This is a genomic window from Paenarthrobacter sp. 10N417, assembly GCF_056394745.1.
The window spans coordinates 26999-41418 of sequence record NZ_JBFTIL010000004.1 but is presented as its reverse complement, the minus strand read 5'-3'; the positions used below and the strand labels follow the sequence as shown (position 1 = coordinate 41418).

The following is a 14420-nucleotide window of genomic DNA, read 5'->3' as shown; positions in this document are numbered from 1 at the left end:
TTAGACCTGCGCCCCCAATTTGAAACCTTCAGCGGCCTCGCCGGATGAACCTTCGGGGCGGGTGTAGGAGAAACCGTCAGCGCCTACGGTGACGGCCATTTCGGACTTCTCTTCGCGTTCGATGACGGGCTGCGGGTTGCCGTCGAGGTCCAGGACCAGGGAGGCCTCGGTGTACCAGGACGGGACCACTGGGTTGCCCCACCAGTCGCGGCGCTGGTTGTCGTGCACGTCCCAGGTGACGGTGGGGTTGTCCGGGTCGCCGGTGTAGTAGTCCTGGGTGTAGATCTCTACGCGGTGGCCGTCCGGGTCCAGGATGTAGAGGTAGAACGCGTTGGACACGCCGTGGCGTCCTGGGCCGCGTTCTATGCGGTCGGAGATGCGCAGGGCGCCCATTTTGTCGCAGATTTGGATGATGTTGTGCTTCTCGTGGGTGGAGAACGCGATGTGGTGCAGGCGCGGTCCGTTGCCGCCCGTCAACGCGGTATCGTGCACAGTCTGCTTGCGGTGCATCCACGCGGCGTACGTGACGCCGTCGGAATCCTTGATGTCTTCGGAGACGCGGAAGCCGAGGTCCTCCAGGTACTTACGGCCACGCGGGACGTCCGGGGTGACCTGGTTGAAGTGATCCAGGCGGACCAGTTCGCCGGCGGAGTAGAGGTCGTAGCGCTGGGTGAGGCGCTCCACGTGCTCCACGTCATAGAAGAACTCATACGGGAAGCCCAAGGGGTCTTCCACGCGGACGGAGTCGCCCACGCACTTGGTGAAGCCTTCCTTGCGGCGTTCAACCCGGCAGCCGAGTTCGCGGTAGTAGGCCTCGGCAGCGTCCACCTCGGCCGGGGACTTCACGCGGTAGGCGAAGGCAGCGGCGGCGGCGACGGGGCCTTTGCGGAGGACCAGGTTGTGGTGGATGAACTCCTCGAAGGAGCGCAGGTAGATGGTGTTCTCGTCTTCCTCGGTGACGTGCAGGCCGAGCAGGTCCACGTAGAACGCACGGGACTTGGCGAGGTCCGTGACCACGAGTTCAAGGTACGCACAGCGGACGATGTCCGGGGCCGGGACCGTGGGGGTGGGGATGGGGCCAGTGAAGGGGTTGCTCATGATGGTCTCTCTTCGTTGAAAGGGGAGGTGTTAGCTGTCGCCCGCGGAAGCGGAGTCGTCGATGCTGCCGAACTTGGGGGTGTGCACGGAGCCGAGGGTGATGTGGACGGCCTGCTGATCGGTGTAGAAATCGATGGAGCGGTAGCCGCCTTCGTGGCCCAAACCGGAGGCCTTGACGCCACCGAACGGGGTGCGGAGGTCGCGGACGTTGTGGCTGTTGAGCCACACCATGCCGGCTTCGACGTTCTGGGAGAAGTTGTGGGCCCGGGTCAGGTTCTGCGTCCAGATGTAGGCCGCCAGGCCGTACTTGGTGTTGTTCGCCAAGGCGAGGGCTTCGTCGTCGTTCTCAAACGGCGTGATGGCCACAACGGGCCCGAAGATTTCCTCCTGGAAGATGCGCGCATCAGGCGCGACGTCGGCAAACACCGTGGGTGCAATGTAGTTGCCTTCGGGCAGGTGGTCGGGTCGGCCGCCACCGGCAAGCAGCCGGCCTTCAGACTTGCCGATCTCCACGTACGACGCCACCTTGTCGTAGTGCTCGGGGTGGACCAGCGCACCTACCTGGGTCTTGGGATCGTGGGGATCGCCCACCACGATGTTCTTGGCACGGGCAGCGTACTTTTCGCAGAATTCGTCGTAGATGGCCCGCTCCACCAGGATGCGTGAGCCGGCGGTGCAGCGTTCGCCGTTGAGGGAAAAGACACCGAACAGGGCGGAGTCGATGGCGGCGTCCAGATCGGCATCGGCGAACACGACGCACGGGGACTTCCCACCGAGCTCCATGGACAAGCCTTTGAGGTTGGCGGCCGCATTGCGGAAAATCGTCTGGCCAGTGGTGGTCTCACCGGTGAAGGAGATCAGCGGCACGTCCGGGTGCTTTACCAGGGCATCGCCGGCTTCTTCGCCCAGGCCGTTGACCAGGTTGAACACGCCGTCGGGAAGGCCAGCATCCTTGAAGATCTGCGCCCATAGTGACGCGGACAAAGGCGTGAACTCGGCAGGCTTGAGGACCACGGTGTTGCCGGTGGCCAGTGCGGGAGCGAGCTTCCAGGACTCCAGCATGAACGGGGTGTTCCACGGCGTGATCAAGCCCGCGACGCCGATTGGCTTGCGGTTCACGTAGTTGATCTGTGAGCCGGGGACCTTCATGGCGTCATCGAACTGTGCCACGATCAGGTCCGCGAAGAAGCGGAAGTTCTCGGCTGAACGCAACGCCTGACCCTTGGATTGGGTGATCGGCAGGCCGGTATCAAAGGTCTCCAGTTCGGCCAGGCGCTCTTCCTGGGCCTCCACGGCGTCGGCGATTTTGTTCAGCACCCGGGCGCGTTCGCGCGGCTTCATCCTCGGCCACGGGCCATTGACGAACGCTTCACGGGCGGCGGCCACGGCGAGGTCGATGTCTTCCTTCTGGCCAGCGGCTGCTGTGGCGTAATTTCCGTTGGATACCGGGTCCAGGACGTCAAAAGTCTTTCCGGAAACGGAGTCTACGAACTCGCCGTTGATGAAGTGCTGGATGTGCGTGGGGAGGTTCTCCGGCACGTGATGCTTAGCTGATGTTTCTACAGGGGTCGTCATCGTTGTCTTCCTTTTTCATCCAACGCGGGGTCACTTATGGCCCATGTTGAGTGCGTTTGGGGGCCATAAGTGACCCCGCGTTGCTTTAGTTGGTAGTGGCGAGGTACGCGTCCAGTGTTGCGGCGCGGTGGCGGCGTGCGGCGTGTTCGATGGTGTCGGCGTCCGCTCCAGATTCGATGAGCTGCAGCAACGCCTCGTGTTCGCGCACCGATTCCTGCGCGCGGCCGGGAACGAAGCGGAACGTCGACGAGCGGAGCGACGCGAGCCGGTTCCAGCCCCGGTGGACCAGGTCAAGAATGTGCGGATTAGGGCAGTGTTCAAAGAGGACGCTGTGGAAGTCCTGGTTCAATGCAGTGAAACGAACGGGATCGAAGTGCTCCAGGCATTCACGCATTTCCTCGTTCACGGCGCGGGCCCGGGCAATCGCAACGGAATCAATCAACGGCGCGGACAACGCAGTGGCGGCACCCTCCACAATGCTCAGCGTCTGCATCGTGTACAGGTACTCCGTGGGGTCAATCCCGGAGACGGTGGCACCAACGTTCCGCTCGAACTTCACCAGGCCTTCGGCTTCCAAGCGGCGGATCGCTTCCCGCACGGGCACCACGCTGAAACCCAGGTCCTCAGCAATCTTTGCGAGCACCAGCCGGTAACCCGGCGTGTAGATGCCTTCCACGATCCTGGCCTTGACCGCGGTATACGCCTGCTGGGACTTGCTTTGTGCGGCGGCGCTTTCGACGGCGGTTTCAGTCACTTTGGGCTCCTTGCCGGCTCTGCCAATCAGTAAACCTGGCCTGCCACTCCTTGTTCATGGGGTACAAACCATCAACACTGTTGCCTTCCTTGACCATCTGGAAGATGAACGCTTCTTCCCTTTCCTGCTGGATGGAGTCATCCACCAGTTCCTCGGCGATGGCCGGCGGGATCACCAGGATGCCGTCGGAGTCGGCAACAATGATGTCTCCCGGCTGAACTGTTGCACCACCGCAGGCGATGGTGATGTCCGTATCCCACGGAATGTGGCGGCGGCCAAGGACTGCCGGGTGCGGATTCGCAAAGTACGTTGGCATCTCCAGATCGGCCACAGCGGAGTAGTCACGGACGCCACCGTCGGTGATGATGGCCGCTGCTCCACGGACCTGGGCACGCAGCGCGAGGATGTCGCCAACGGTGCCGGTGCCCTTCTCGCCGCGGGCCTCCATCACGAGGATTTCGCCTTCATTCACGGAGTCGATCGCGCGTTTCTGTGCATTGAATCCCCCGCCGTGGGTCTTGAACAGATCCTCGCGGTTGGGCACATAGCGCAGGGTCCGAGCCAGTCCAACCACCTTGCGGTCCGGGCGCGTGGCCTGCAGGCCGTCGATGCTCACGTTGTTCAGTCCGCGCTTGCGGAGCTGGGAAGAAAGCGTGGCTGTTGCGACGCTTTCCAGCTTCGCCTTCAGCTCTGGCGTCAGGACGGAGACGTCAGCAGGCAGGCCCGCCGCTTCACGCGATCCGAACGCCTCTTCCCGCTGGGTGTCATCAGTCTTGGGCTTGGCACCAAAGTCCGCGAACGGCGTCGTACCTTCCGTTACTTTGGTGGTCAGGCGGCCGCTGCTGAAACCGCCGCCACTGACCTCAATTTCGACGACGTCACCGGGCTTGGCAACCGACGCGCCGGCAGGGGTGCCGGTGAGGATAATGTCGCCTTCTTCGAGCGTGAGCAGCTGGGAGAGGTCCGCGACGAGTTGTGTGAACGGGAAGAGCAGGTCCTCGGTGGTGTCGTCCTGGACGAGGTCGCCGTTGTGCCAGGTGCGAATCCGCAACTGTGTGGGATCAACGGCATCGGCCGGAATGAGCGCGGGCCCCACAGGCGTGAACCCATCGCCGCCCTTGGACCGGACGTTGGAGCCCTTGTCTGCGTAGCGGAGGTCGTAGACACCCAGATCGTTCGACGCCGTGACCCATTCGACGTGGCTCCAGGCATCTTCCAAACCCACGCGGCGGGCCGACTTCCCAATGACGAGGGCGATTTCGCCTTCATAACCAAGCAGTTCGCAGCCGGCAGGGCGCTCAACGATGCCCGGAGCGTCCGTGGAACCAAGCGCCAGGGAAGATGGCGGCTTCAAGAAGTACGACGGCTGCCCTGGGGTGCGTCCACGCTGGGCAGCACGGCTAGGGTAATTGATATGGACGGCAATGACTTTGCGCGTACGGGCCAGCATGTCTTGGCTGACTTCCTCGGTCCGAAACTCCAATGTCACGGCGCCTCCTCCTGATCGAACGTCTATCGAGTACGAAATCGTATACGATAACTATTGCCCCTTGAAGAGCAAGCCGTCAACCCCTTTCCCCCAACACATTCGTCCGGCCATAGTGGTTGTTCTCAGCCCCAAAGCAGTGGAGGGAAGTACGTGCCGGAAAAGAATGAGCTCCAGCTGCTCAGGTTTGCCAACGGTTCCGAATGGGAGTCGTGGCTCGCCGCGCACCACCAAACAAGCGCCGAAGCCTGGCTCGTGATCGGCAAGAAGAACGCCGGTGCCGAACTACTCAGCATCCGGGAGGCCCTGGACGGCGCCCTGTGTTTCGGCTGGATCGACGGACAGCGCAAAGGAAATGACGAAGCGACATTCCTGCAGCGCTACTCCCGACGCCGGACACGGAGCTCATGGTCACAGGTGAACGTTGGCAAGGCGGAGGCGTTGATCAAATCGGGGCGCATGCATGCCGCAGGGTTGGCTGAGATCGAAGCAGCGAAGGCCGATGGCCGTTGGGAAGCCGCCTATGTTTCGCAGGCCAACGCGGAGGTCCCGGAAGACCTTGCAGCGGCGTTGGCCGGTAACCCAGCGGCCGGCGAGGCCTTCGAGCGCCTCGGGAAGACGGAGCGGTACCTCATCATCCTGCAGTTACTCAAGGCCCGCACTCCGGACTCACGGGCCAGGGCAATGGCACGTTCCCTTGGAAAGCTCACGGGGAAGGCGTAAATTCTGCTGGATCATCGCATGATCCAGCAAAAATGAGTGCATCCTTCCCGTGGACTCCCGTAGGGTACCGGCATGGACATCATCCTTGTACCTGGCTTCTGGTTGGACGCGTCATCGTGGGCGGGGGTCACGCCGCCGCTTGTGGCAGCTGGACACACGGTTCACCCCCTCACGCTTCCCGGACTGGAGTCCGCTGATGCCCCTCGCTCCGGGATTGGCCTTCGGACACACATCGACGCCGTCGTGGACAAGGTGGACTCCCTTGGCGGCAATGTGGTTCTGGTGGGCCATTCAGGCGGCGGCGCCATCATCCACGGCGCGGTTGACGCCCGCCCGGACCGCGTAGACAGGGCCGTCTATGTGGACAGCGGCCCGCTCGGCGAGGGCGGCGTGATCAATGACGAACTGCCCGAGGACGGCGACGAAATCCCGCTCCCACCTTGGGAAGGCTTTGAAGACGCGGACCTCATCGACCTGACCGATGAGCTCAAGGAAGCCTTCCGCGCACGGGCCATCCCGGAACCGAAGGGCGTTGCCTTCGATCAACAACACCTTCACGATGTCCGGCGCTACGATGTGCCGGCCACCATCATCGCCTGCCAGTTCCCGTCATCACTGCTTCAGGAATGGATGGACGCCGGGCACCCGTTCACGGCCGAACTCGCGCGGATTCGGGACGTGGACTACATCGACCTACCCACCGGTCACTGGCCACAGTTCACCAAGCCACGCGAACTTGGCGAAGCCATCCTGAAAGCCGTCGAGCGCACCAAATAACGCTCGACGCTCAACAAGCAACGCTCGACGGCGGGATGGGCCTTGCCGGCCAGAGGAACCGGCGGGAACGCGAACCTAGGGGCTTGCTGCCAGGGGGTCAGGGCTTGGCCGGCGTATTGGTCGCCGGCCCTTCCGGCGCTGCGCCGCCTTCGTCCGTCCAATCGCTTCCTGTGTTGTCATCGAGCGCAGGATCGGACACTACGTCCGACCTGATTGGTGGGGTTGAGGTAGAAGCAGAAGCAGAGGAGCCGGTGCTGGAGTTGGCGTGCGGCCCGGACTTCGAGTCCAGAATGCCAGGAAACATCGCCTCCGCCCTCTCCAGGAGCTTCTTGCCCGCTGCGTACAGATTGTCCAGGATGTCAGGGACTGATTCCTGGACGGTTTCAGTGGCCTGCTGGACGTTCTCTTGAACCTCCGGGTTCTTCCAGACCTTCTCGGCGCCTCCGCGAACGCGCCGATACACCTCCGGCCAGGACTTGGACCCCCATACGTAGCCAACAGCAATGCCGGCGGCGAACAATGCTTTCCCTTTCACAGGACCCACTCCTTTCGAGGTGCTTTTCCTACGACACTAGTCCGGCCTTGACCTGCTGTCACGTGCACATTCGACGCCGGATGGTTAATGGCCATTTGCTGAATTCGAAAAGAGGACTAAACTTTAATGCCAACCAGCGGAAAACCCGCAGGCACAACCACATGGCAACCCGAGGAGTGAAAACCATGGGACTGGATGACAAGATCAAGAACGCCACGGAAGAAGCAACGGGCAAGGTCAAGGAAAAGACCGGCGAAGCCACTGGCGACAGGGACCTCCAGGCCGAGGGCGCGGGCGACCAAGCGTCGGCCAATGTGAAGCAGGCTGGCGAGCACGTCAAGGACGCCGCGAAGGACGCCTTCGGCGATAAGTAGGCGGATTTCAAGGCCACACCACCCCCGTTCGAGGGGCAGGAACCCTAGACCGGCAAAATAGCAAGGTTACTTGCTGTTGTTCCCGGGACCAGCTAGCGTTGCTGTTGTAGTACTACGGTCCGACCCCTTGGACAGGAGTGCTTTTGGCTGCACTTAATAAATTCAACGACGTTTGAAACAGGCGTTTGCAAAATAACGTCCCGCCCCATATTCCACTGGGCCTCATATGGCCCTGTTACAGCACTTATCCGCTGGAACTGACAACCGATGAACGGAACCGCTTCACCGAGTTCATGGAATTTCCATCAACAAGAAAGTAGGAGCAAAAATGGGTTTCTTTGGTTTTCTTTTGCTCGGCCTTTTGGCTGGGGCTATCGCAAAGCTTATTCTTCCCGGACGCCAAGGAGGAGGCTGGTTCGTTACCTTGCTGCTCGGCGTCGTTGGCGCCCTGTTGGGCGGCTGGATCGGTGGCCTGATCTTCGGCGAGGGACTGACACAATTCTTCGCCATTCGGACGTGGCTACTGGCCATTGGCGGATCCATTGTCGTTCTGCTGATTTACGGCCTGGCCACAGGGGGACGTCGGGCCCACCATGGCTGACGAAACCACGCCCAACACCAACCAGGACGACCTTGAGGGTCAGTATGCAGAAGGCGATTACGGCGCTGCCGGTGCATCGCCTGAGGCCCTGAAGGAAGACGCTGGCGGGGACTACACCGCAGGCGACTACGCCGAGAAGACCGTCCCATCCGCGGACGCGGAGCTCGACGAGCGCAACACGGAAGACACCCCCGAGGACAGGCCGTTCTCGTCCGAGCCGGATGACGAAGCTTCCGGCTCAGGACACCCTTAACAGTCAGGCACCGCAAGGTCCTGAAAACCACAAGAACCCGGAGACTGCAGTTGCAGCCTCCGGGTTCTTCCTTTGCCGGGGTCCTGGTGTTTGCGAAATCCGTTGACCTGGTCCTGATCCTCGTGGGGTTGATATCGGAGCCTGATATTTTCGGGCATGGATAGTCGGGGCAGCGACTGAGCCGGCACCGTAGCGTGATGGTCAGGATTGGAGGGACAGTGCAGGAATGGACCAGGGCGCTTGAGCTCATCGAGCAGGACCTTACCGAATCGGTGGAGGTCAGCATGTTAGCCCGAACGGCATTGACGTCTGAATATCACTTCAGGAGGATGTTTGCCTCCTTGGCTGGCATTCCGATTTCGGAGTACATTCGTCGACGCCGCCTTACGTCCGCCACCGCAGAGATCATCGCCGGCGGAACGGTATTGGATGTTGCCCTCCGCTACGGATATGGATCGCCCGAGGCATTCGCACGTGCCTTTAAGGCCATGCATGGGCTGACTCCCTCAGAAGCACGGCAACCTGGCGCAGTCCTCCATTCCCAGCCTCAGTTGAGGTTCCACCTCCGCATTGAAGGGAATACTGTCATGAAGCACCGAATAGTCAACAAGGAGCCCTTTCATCTGATCGGCCTCAAAGCCCGGGTTCCGCTGGTCCACGAAGGTCCTAACGCTGCAATCATCGAATTTCAACGCAGCATTGACCCGGATGCGACAAAGCGTCTGATGGCGCTGGCCGACGTCGAGCCATCGGGGCCCCTGTCCGTAACGGACAAGATTGACGAAGAGCGCCGCGAAGGCAGTGAGCTGGACTATTGGCACGCGGTGGCTTCAACCAAACCCGCTCCGGAAGGTTTCGAGCGCTTGGACATCCCCGCTGGCCAATGGGTGGTGTTCGAAACGGAAGGAAGATTCCCGGATGTCCTGCAGCGCATGTGGGCGGACGCTGCTACTGAGTGGTTCCCGGCCAACCCTTACTTTTGGGCACGCGGCCCCGAACTGCTCAGTGTTAGGCCGGATCCGGATGGCACCCGCGGGAGCGGGCAACTGTGGATTCCCATCGAGTCCAGTCAGGGGCCCTTCAAGAGTTTCAGCACCTCGTCGAGTGGCAAAACCTTCTGACGATATTCACGGGTAAGAACCCGGAGGACTGCCTCGGCGGCCTCCGGGTTCTCTGTTGCCACGGCTTCAGCCGCGTAAATCACCCGGATGTTATGGGCGAAAGCGTCAGCAGCGGTCTGCGCGATGCAGTTGTGGGCCGAAACCCCAGCCAGAATGACGGTTTCCACACCCCAGTTCCTGAGGCGCATCCCTAAGTCCGTACCAACGAACGCGCTGTCGCGGGTTTTGACCATCTGCGGGAATTCGGCGGTCACCAGGCCAGGTACGAAGCTGGCCTGCTCACTTCCCCTGAAGATGAATCCTTGGTCATCGTCCAGCATGTTCAGGCTCCATGTGGATTTGTCCCGCTCGTGCTGGGTGCCAACCAAGAGGACGTTTGCCCCTGCCTCGCGCGCTGCGCTGGTCAACGAGTTGCAGGCGGCAACAACTTCTTCCTGACGCCGCTTCAGGGCCGGTTCCTCAAAAAAGGCGTTCTGCATGTCGATTACCAGTACAGCAATCATGCGCGCATACCCTTTCCTGTCCTGGGTCAGAGACCCTTGCCGCCGGTCACCGGCAGCACAGCTCCAGAAATATAGGAGCCTTCGTCAGATGCAAGGAGCACATAGGCCGGCGCCAGCTCAGCCGGTTGTCCGGCGCGACCCAGTGGCGTGTCCTGACCAAACGTTGGAAGCTTGTCCGGCCACTCGGTAGCGGGAATCAACGGCGTCCAAATCGGTCCCGGGGCCACGGCGTTGACGCGGATTCCTTTGGGACCGAGTTCCTCGGCCATGGCTTTGGTGAAGGCTACCTGGGCGGCCTTGGTCATGGCATAGTCCACCAGCTGGACGGAAGGATTAAAGGCCTGAATGGACGCCGTGACGATGATCGAAGCTCCCGGGCGGAGATGGGGAATCGCAGCTTGTGCAGTCCAGATCAGTGAGTACAGGTTGGTTTTGAAGACCCGATCAAATTCCTCGGTGGGGATGGTTTCCAAGCCCTCACGGTTCTTTTGGTACGCAGCGTTCAGGACCACGACGTTGAGCCCGCCAAGCTCCTGTACTGTGCGCTCCACAATCTCGGCCGCAAACTTTTCGTCGCGCGCGTCTCCTGGCAATAACAAAGCCTGCGCTCCGCACTCACGGATCCATTCCGCCGTCGACTTCGCGTCTTCCTCTTCCTCCGGAAGGTAGCTGATGGCGACGTCGGCACCTTCGCGGGCATATGCTATGGCCACAGCAGCGCCGATGCCTGAGTCACCCCCAGTGATCAGGGCTTTCTTGCCTTGGAGGCGACCGTGCCCAACATAGCTGGATTCACCGTGATCGGGCTGGGGGTTCAAGGGCTTGGTCAGGCCAGGCTGTTCCTGTTCCTGCTGGGGAAATTCCTCGGAGTGATATCCGCTCCGGGGATCCTTGGGCGCCGAAGTAAGGCGATGATCCCCGTTTGCTTGCTGTCCGCTTGGGTCGGCTTGAGTCATGGTTCTGGCCTTTCTCAGATGTCTGATTCCCGGCATTCGACGCTACCGTTGGCTGTACCCAGGCACTATCGACTCTAAACGCGCTGTGAGGGCTAGGTCCGCAGCGTTTTGGCCTTCACCATGAGGAACAGCCCATAGGCGATCAGGCCAACGGCAACCGCTGCCAAGAGGTACGGGCCATACGGTTGCTCCCTTAACGCCCGCAGGCTTCCATCAAGTCCTGTGGATTGCTCGGGCTGAACGCGCACTGCTGCAATGACCACCAGCAGGCCAACGAGCAACAGGGCTATGCCTTTGGCGACGTAGCCCACAACGCCAACACCCGACTGGAACTTTCGGGCCGGCTCTTTGTAGGACAGCGCCAGGTCCTTCTCGAAAGTCCTCATGAAGCCGCGCACTGCGAACACGATGCCGGTGATCATGATCCCGGCGCCAATTGCGACAAGCAGGACTATCCCGAATGGCGCTTTCATGAGGGTCACAGTCACATCGCTGGCCGACTCCCGACTGTTTTTTCCCTTGCCCATGGTGAAAGAGAGGATAGTGGCCGCCAGCCCCGCAAAGACTATCGCCTGGCCAACTGCGGAAAGCCGCTTGGAAGGCTTGTTGTCTGTCTTCCTGCGGTAGCCGAGGGTTGCGTTGCCCAATTGCCACAAGGCCAAGGCAGCGCAGGCGCCGAAGCACGCCCAAAGCAGGATGGGACCCACCGGTTGCGCGGCCAGTTGGGCGACAGCGCCACTGACGTCGGCTTCACCGCCTCGCCCAAAGGCGAGCTGAAACGCAATAACTCCGATGAGTAAGTGCAGGAGTCCGCTGACGGCATAGCCAGCCCTGGCAACAATCTCCAGGCCACGTGAGTTTGAGGCTTCCTCGGCCGCATCAGCGGCCTTCTTCATCTCCTCTTTGATGACAAGCCTCCTTATTATTTTGTGACTTGTCACCATGGTGCCACTCGAACGAGTACAAGACCACGGGCGGGCACCTTTGGTGCCCACCCGTCAAAGTTCAAATGCTCCTAGAAACCACACACCGACTGCGGCCAGATGCTCCGAAGCCCCATACCCAGAGGGTTGAAGTGCTCGCGGACGGACGTGACCGCACGGGCCTGGCCGGGGACTTCGCCGCCATGGCCGCCAGCCTCTGCTGTGTGCGGGAAGGGGTCGGATGTCACGTGGGCAGCTCCGGTATTCAGGGACGTGGCTGCGATCTGGTCAGGCATTTCGGTGGTCCTTCCTGAAAGTTCCCATCAACTCCATTGGCTGATAGTTCAACCATGGGACGGGGCCCTCAAGAAGGACGCCGGGTCATCTCAAGATTCAGTCAAGATTCCACGGCGCAGGGAAAGCACGTTCAGAAGGCGAAAATGACCTGGAGTTGCTGCCTGCTGGGGAGGAAGGTCACGTCGTGATGTTGCGCAGATCACATTTGCTGCCTACGCTGGGGTGGCTGCAGCGTGGCAGCGAACGGATGAAAGGCAGCATATTGACCAGCGAGAAGCTCTCTGTAGTTGTTCGAGTCGACCTTGACGGAGCACAGATCCAGATCGCAGCAACCGGTCACGTGACCACGTCCAATCTCCACGCGCTGTATCCAATCGTCCAACGCACCAACAGCCTGGCCGACGGCAGGGATGTCGAGATGGACCTTACCGGGGCCATGATTGAGCCGGATGCACTTGAACAACTCCAGGGCTACGCGATGCTCCACGAGTTGCCGGTTCGTGTTGATCCCGGCCCAGCTGATCCGGATCTGGTGTCCCTGCCCGCCCTGCCGGCCCTGGCAGGATCGAAAATGGCGGGGGCTTGGCTGGCGGCGTAACTTGCGCCGGCTGCGTGACTTGCGCCGGCCCTGAAGCCGAGGACTAACCTGACTGCCATGAGTCAGTCAACGCGCGCCTGGATTGGGACCATCGTCTTCCTTTTCCTCGCGCCCGGCATCGTGGCAGGTCTCATCCCGTGGCTCATCTCCAGATGGCGGCCCTACGATTGGGACGGCTTGGCGTGGCTGGTGGTGCCCGTCGTCTGGATCGCGATCACCCTAGGTGTGGCTTTCCTGCTCCACGCCTTCGCGCTGTTCGCCCTTCACCGGGGCACACCCGCACCGGTTGCGCCGACCCAGACGCTGGTGGTGACCGGGGTTTACCGATTCGTGCGCAATCCCATGTACCTGGCGGTGCTCTCAATTATCCTCGGACAAGCCCTGCTCTTCGGCAGTTGGTGGCTGGTGGTCTACGCCGGGGTGCTTCTCATCGCCGTCGTCACTTTCGTGAAGGGTTACGAGGAACCCACCCTCACTGAGACGTACGGCGAGCAGTACCTCGAGTACCGGCGCAACGTTCCGGGGTGGTGGCCGCGGCTGACGCCTTGGCGCGGATAACGGCGGGACGGGCATCGGGCTTCTGTGCTTCGCCCCTCCACGGATGCCATGAGCCAGTCCCATAGGCGGCTGGCGTTCAGTCCCTCAGGCTCAGGGTGGCTTCGAAACGTCCGCTGCGATCACGGATTGCCGCAAGGTCCTCGAAGTGTCCAATCCGTACAATTCCGGTGAAATGCCCCACAGGTTCGTAGTAGAGGACCAGGGTCTGGCCCGGCGCGTAGTAACCGATCGTCAGCGGATCAGCGTCATCGCCGGCCGGAACGCCGTCGAGGGACAAGGGCGCCGGTAGTTCAGCATGCTTCTCCTGCCCGCCAAAGTCAGTGAAGGACAGCGTCAGGGGAAACTGGTCAATCAGTGAGCGGGCGGTCGCGTTCCCTGACAGACTTCCGTTCACGGTCCGTCCGTCAATCTGGATGGTGATTGGAGTGTCTTCGGGGGTCTCTTTGGCTGTCATCGTTTGGGTTTCCTCCGTGCGGGCAGTTTCCTGCGGCGTCGTCGCTGTGTTTGTCGTGGCTGGACTGCCCGAAGCCGTCGTGCACCCGGTAAGGGCGAGGGTCAGCGCCGTGATCACGACCAGAGTTTGCGTCCTCATTCGCATGCAGAATGTCTCCTCGGCGGCAAAGTTCGATTCATTCCAGCAAAACAGCTGACGACGGCGAGCGGGAGCCCCTGCCGTTACAGGTACTGAAAGGGACCCTCTGAGAAGGCGACGGTCATGGTGGGGAAGTCCCCCGGCCAACTCACTGGCTCAGCCGAACGGCCGCCTCCTGCTGGACGCGGGCAGCCTTGCTTGAGTAGTCGGCGATGATCCGGAGTTCGTCGTCGCTGTAGCCTTCCAGCAGCGCGGCCATCCCGGCCATGAAATCGGTGAAGTAGGGTGCAGCGGCGGCAACCTGGTCACCGACGAGCTCGATCAGGACCTTCCGCTTGTCCTCGCCGTGCTTGACTCGCCGGGCCACGCCTTTGCTTTCGAGTCGCTGCATGAGTCCGGTGACCGATGCTGGGGCCAGCCCGGAGTGTTCACCGAATTCACCCGCCGTCATTGGGCCGTGGCGCAGCAGGATGTCGATCGCCTTGCCCTCAGTCGCCGACAGGCCCCGCAGTTCAGACAGTGTGGTGTGGAACATGATGGCGGCCGTGGACAGCTCCCTGCCCGAGGCATAAACAGCTTCCAGCAGAGCTTCGCGTTGCCCCTGATTCGTCATCCTCCGAGGCTAGCAAAGTCTTTCGCTTGACCGAAACGATTGACCTGCCCACCACTCAGGATTATATTTCTTTTAACCGAACG

At 61.4% G+C, this 14420-nt stretch carries 19 protein-coding genes; 8 read left to right on the top strand and 11 right to left on the bottom strand.

Translation table 11 applies throughout. The features are described from left to right. The 4 genes from hpaD to AC1DCM_RS06145 all read right to left on the bottom strand — a co-directional run bounded on the left by hpaD (nt 1) and on the right by AC1DCM_RS06145 (nt 4916). On the bottom strand, nt 1-1098 hold the full coding sequence (gene hpaD, locus AC1DCM_RS06160; RefSeq protein WP_477517674.1) for a 3,4-dihydroxyphenylacetate 2,3-dioxygenase: 1098 nt from the start codon (nt 1096-1098) through the stop codon (nt 1-3). A 30-nt stretch (nt 1099-1128) separates the two neighbouring features. Continuing rightward, the gene (hpaE, locus tag AC1DCM_RS06155; protein ID WP_477517673.1) at nt 1129-2673 is read right to left on the bottom strand and encodes a 5-carboxymethyl-2-hydroxymuconate semialdehyde dehydrogenase; all 1545 of its coding nucleotides are present in this window, start codon (nt 2671-2673) and stop codon (nt 1129-1131) included. A gap of 85 nt (nt 2674-2758) precedes the next feature. Then, complete coding sequence (locus AC1DCM_RS06150; RefSeq protein WP_442004387.1) at nt 2759-3427, bottom strand: GntR family transcriptional regulator; 669 nt, start codon at nt 3425-3427, stop codon at nt 2759-2761. Continuing rightward, complete coding sequence (locus AC1DCM_RS06145) at nt 3420-4916, bottom strand: fumarylacetoacetate hydrolase family protein (RefSeq protein ID WP_477517672.1); 1497 nt, start codon at nt 4914-4916, stop codon at nt 3420-3422. The genes AC1DCM_RS06150 and AC1DCM_RS06145 overlap by 8 nt, the downstream gene beginning before the upstream one ends. Before the next feature lie 150 nt (nt 4917-5066). On the opposite strand from AC1DCM_RS06145, the gene AC1DCM_RS06140 reads away from it, so the two are divergent. Both AC1DCM_RS06140 and AC1DCM_RS06135 read left to right on the top strand, forming a co-directional pair. Then, the gene (locus tag AC1DCM_RS06140; RefSeq protein WP_477517671.1) at nt 5067-5636 is read left to right on the top strand and encodes a YdeI/OmpD-associated family protein; all 570 of its coding nucleotides are present in this window, start codon (nt 5067-5069) and stop codon (nt 5634-5636) included. Between the two features lie 72 nt (nt 5637-5708). After that, a complete protein-coding gene (locus AC1DCM_RS06135; RefSeq protein WP_477517670.1) occupies nt 5709-6413 on the top strand; it encodes an alpha/beta fold hydrolase in 705 nt (234 codons plus the stop codon). A 97-nt stretch (nt 6414-6510) separates the two neighbouring features. Here the strand turns inward: AC1DCM_RS06135 and AC1DCM_RS06130 are convergent, their stop codons facing one another. Continuing rightward, on the bottom strand, nt 6511-6948 hold the full coding sequence (locus AC1DCM_RS06130; RefSeq protein ID WP_477517669.1) for a hypothetical protein: 438 nt from the start codon (nt 6946-6948) through the stop codon (nt 6511-6513). Nucleotides 6949-7133: 185 nt separating this feature from the next. On the opposite strand from AC1DCM_RS06130, the gene AC1DCM_RS06125 reads away from it, so the two are divergent. From AC1DCM_RS06125 to AC1DCM_RS06110, 4 genes are all read left to right on the top strand, one after another. Beyond that, the gene (locus AC1DCM_RS06125; RefSeq protein WP_442004383.1) at nt 7134-7322 is read left to right on the top strand and encodes a CsbD family protein; all 189 of its coding nucleotides are present in this window, start codon (nt 7134-7136) and stop codon (nt 7320-7322) included. Nucleotides 7323-7650: 328 nt separating this feature from the next. Next, nucleotides 7651-7923, top strand: coding sequence for a GlsB/YeaQ/YmgE family stress response membrane protein (locus tag AC1DCM_RS06120; protein ID WP_442004382.1), 273 nt, complete (start codon nt 7651-7653; stop codon nt 7921-7923). Then, on the top strand, nt 7916-8176 hold the full coding sequence (locus AC1DCM_RS06115) for a hypothetical protein (RefSeq protein WP_477517668.1): 261 nt from the start codon (nt 7916-7918) through the stop codon (nt 8174-8176). Before AC1DCM_RS06120 ends, AC1DCM_RS06115 begins: the two co-directional genes overlap by 8 nt. Nucleotides 8177-8394: 218 nt before the next feature. Then, nucleotides 8395-9297 carry an AraC family transcriptional regulator gene (locus AC1DCM_RS06110; protein ID WP_477517667.1) on the top strand — a complete coding sequence of 301 codons (903 nt, stop codon included), beginning with the start codon at nt 8395-8397 and terminating at the stop codon, nt 9295-9297. On the opposite strand, the gene AC1DCM_RS06105 is transcribed toward AC1DCM_RS06110, so the two are convergent. From AC1DCM_RS06105 to AC1DCM_RS06090, 4 genes are all read right to left on the bottom strand, one after another. Beyond that, nucleotides 9246-9800 carry a cysteine hydrolase family protein gene (locus AC1DCM_RS06105; protein WP_442004379.1) on the bottom strand — a complete coding sequence of 185 codons (555 nt, stop codon included), beginning with the start codon at nt 9798-9800 and terminating at the stop codon, nt 9246-9248. The genes AC1DCM_RS06110 and AC1DCM_RS06105 overlap by 52 nt on opposite strands. Nucleotides 9801-9826: 26 nt before the next feature. After that, a complete protein-coding gene (locus AC1DCM_RS06100) occupies nt 9827-10756 on the bottom strand; it encodes an SDR family oxidoreductase (protein ID WP_442004378.1) in 930 nt (309 codons plus the stop codon). A gap of 92 nt (nt 10757-10848) precedes the next feature. Further along, a complete protein-coding gene (locus tag AC1DCM_RS06095) occupies nt 10849-11652 on the bottom strand; it encodes a DUF1206 domain-containing protein (RefSeq protein WP_477517666.1) in 804 nt (267 codons plus the stop codon). 119 nt (nt 11653-11771) lie between these two features. Then, the gene (locus tag AC1DCM_RS06090) at nt 11772-11975 is read right to left on the bottom strand and encodes a hypothetical protein (protein WP_477517665.1); all 204 of its coding nucleotides are present in this window, start codon (nt 11973-11975) and stop codon (nt 11772-11774) included. A gap of 263 nt (nt 11976-12238) precedes the next feature. Between AC1DCM_RS06090 and AC1DCM_RS06085 the strand changes: the two genes are divergently transcribed. Next, nucleotides 12239-12574 carry a hypothetical protein gene (locus AC1DCM_RS06085; protein WP_442004375.1) on the top strand — a complete coding sequence of 112 codons (336 nt, stop codon included), beginning with the start codon at nt 12239-12241 and terminating at the stop codon, nt 12572-12574. Nucleotides 12575-12631: 57 nt separating this feature from the next. Beyond that, a complete protein-coding gene (locus AC1DCM_RS06080) occupies nt 12632-13132 on the top strand; it encodes a methyltransferase family protein (RefSeq protein WP_477517664.1) in 501 nt (166 codons plus the stop codon). Nucleotides 13133-13208: 76 nt separating this feature from the next. On the opposite strand, the gene AC1DCM_RS06075 is transcribed toward AC1DCM_RS06080, so the two are convergent. Further along, nucleotides 13209-13724 carry a cyclophilin-like fold protein gene (locus tag AC1DCM_RS06075; RefSeq protein ID WP_442004373.1) on the bottom strand — a complete coding sequence of 172 codons (516 nt, stop codon included), beginning with the start codon at nt 13722-13724 and terminating at the stop codon, nt 13209-13211. 148 nt (nt 13725-13872) lie between these two features. Further along, nucleotides 13873-14337 carry a MarR family transcriptional regulator gene (locus AC1DCM_RS06070; protein ID WP_442004372.1) on the bottom strand — a complete coding sequence of 155 codons (465 nt, stop codon included), beginning with the start codon at nt 14335-14337 and terminating at the stop codon, nt 13873-13875. Between the last annotated feature and the right edge of the window lie 83 nt (nt 14338-14420).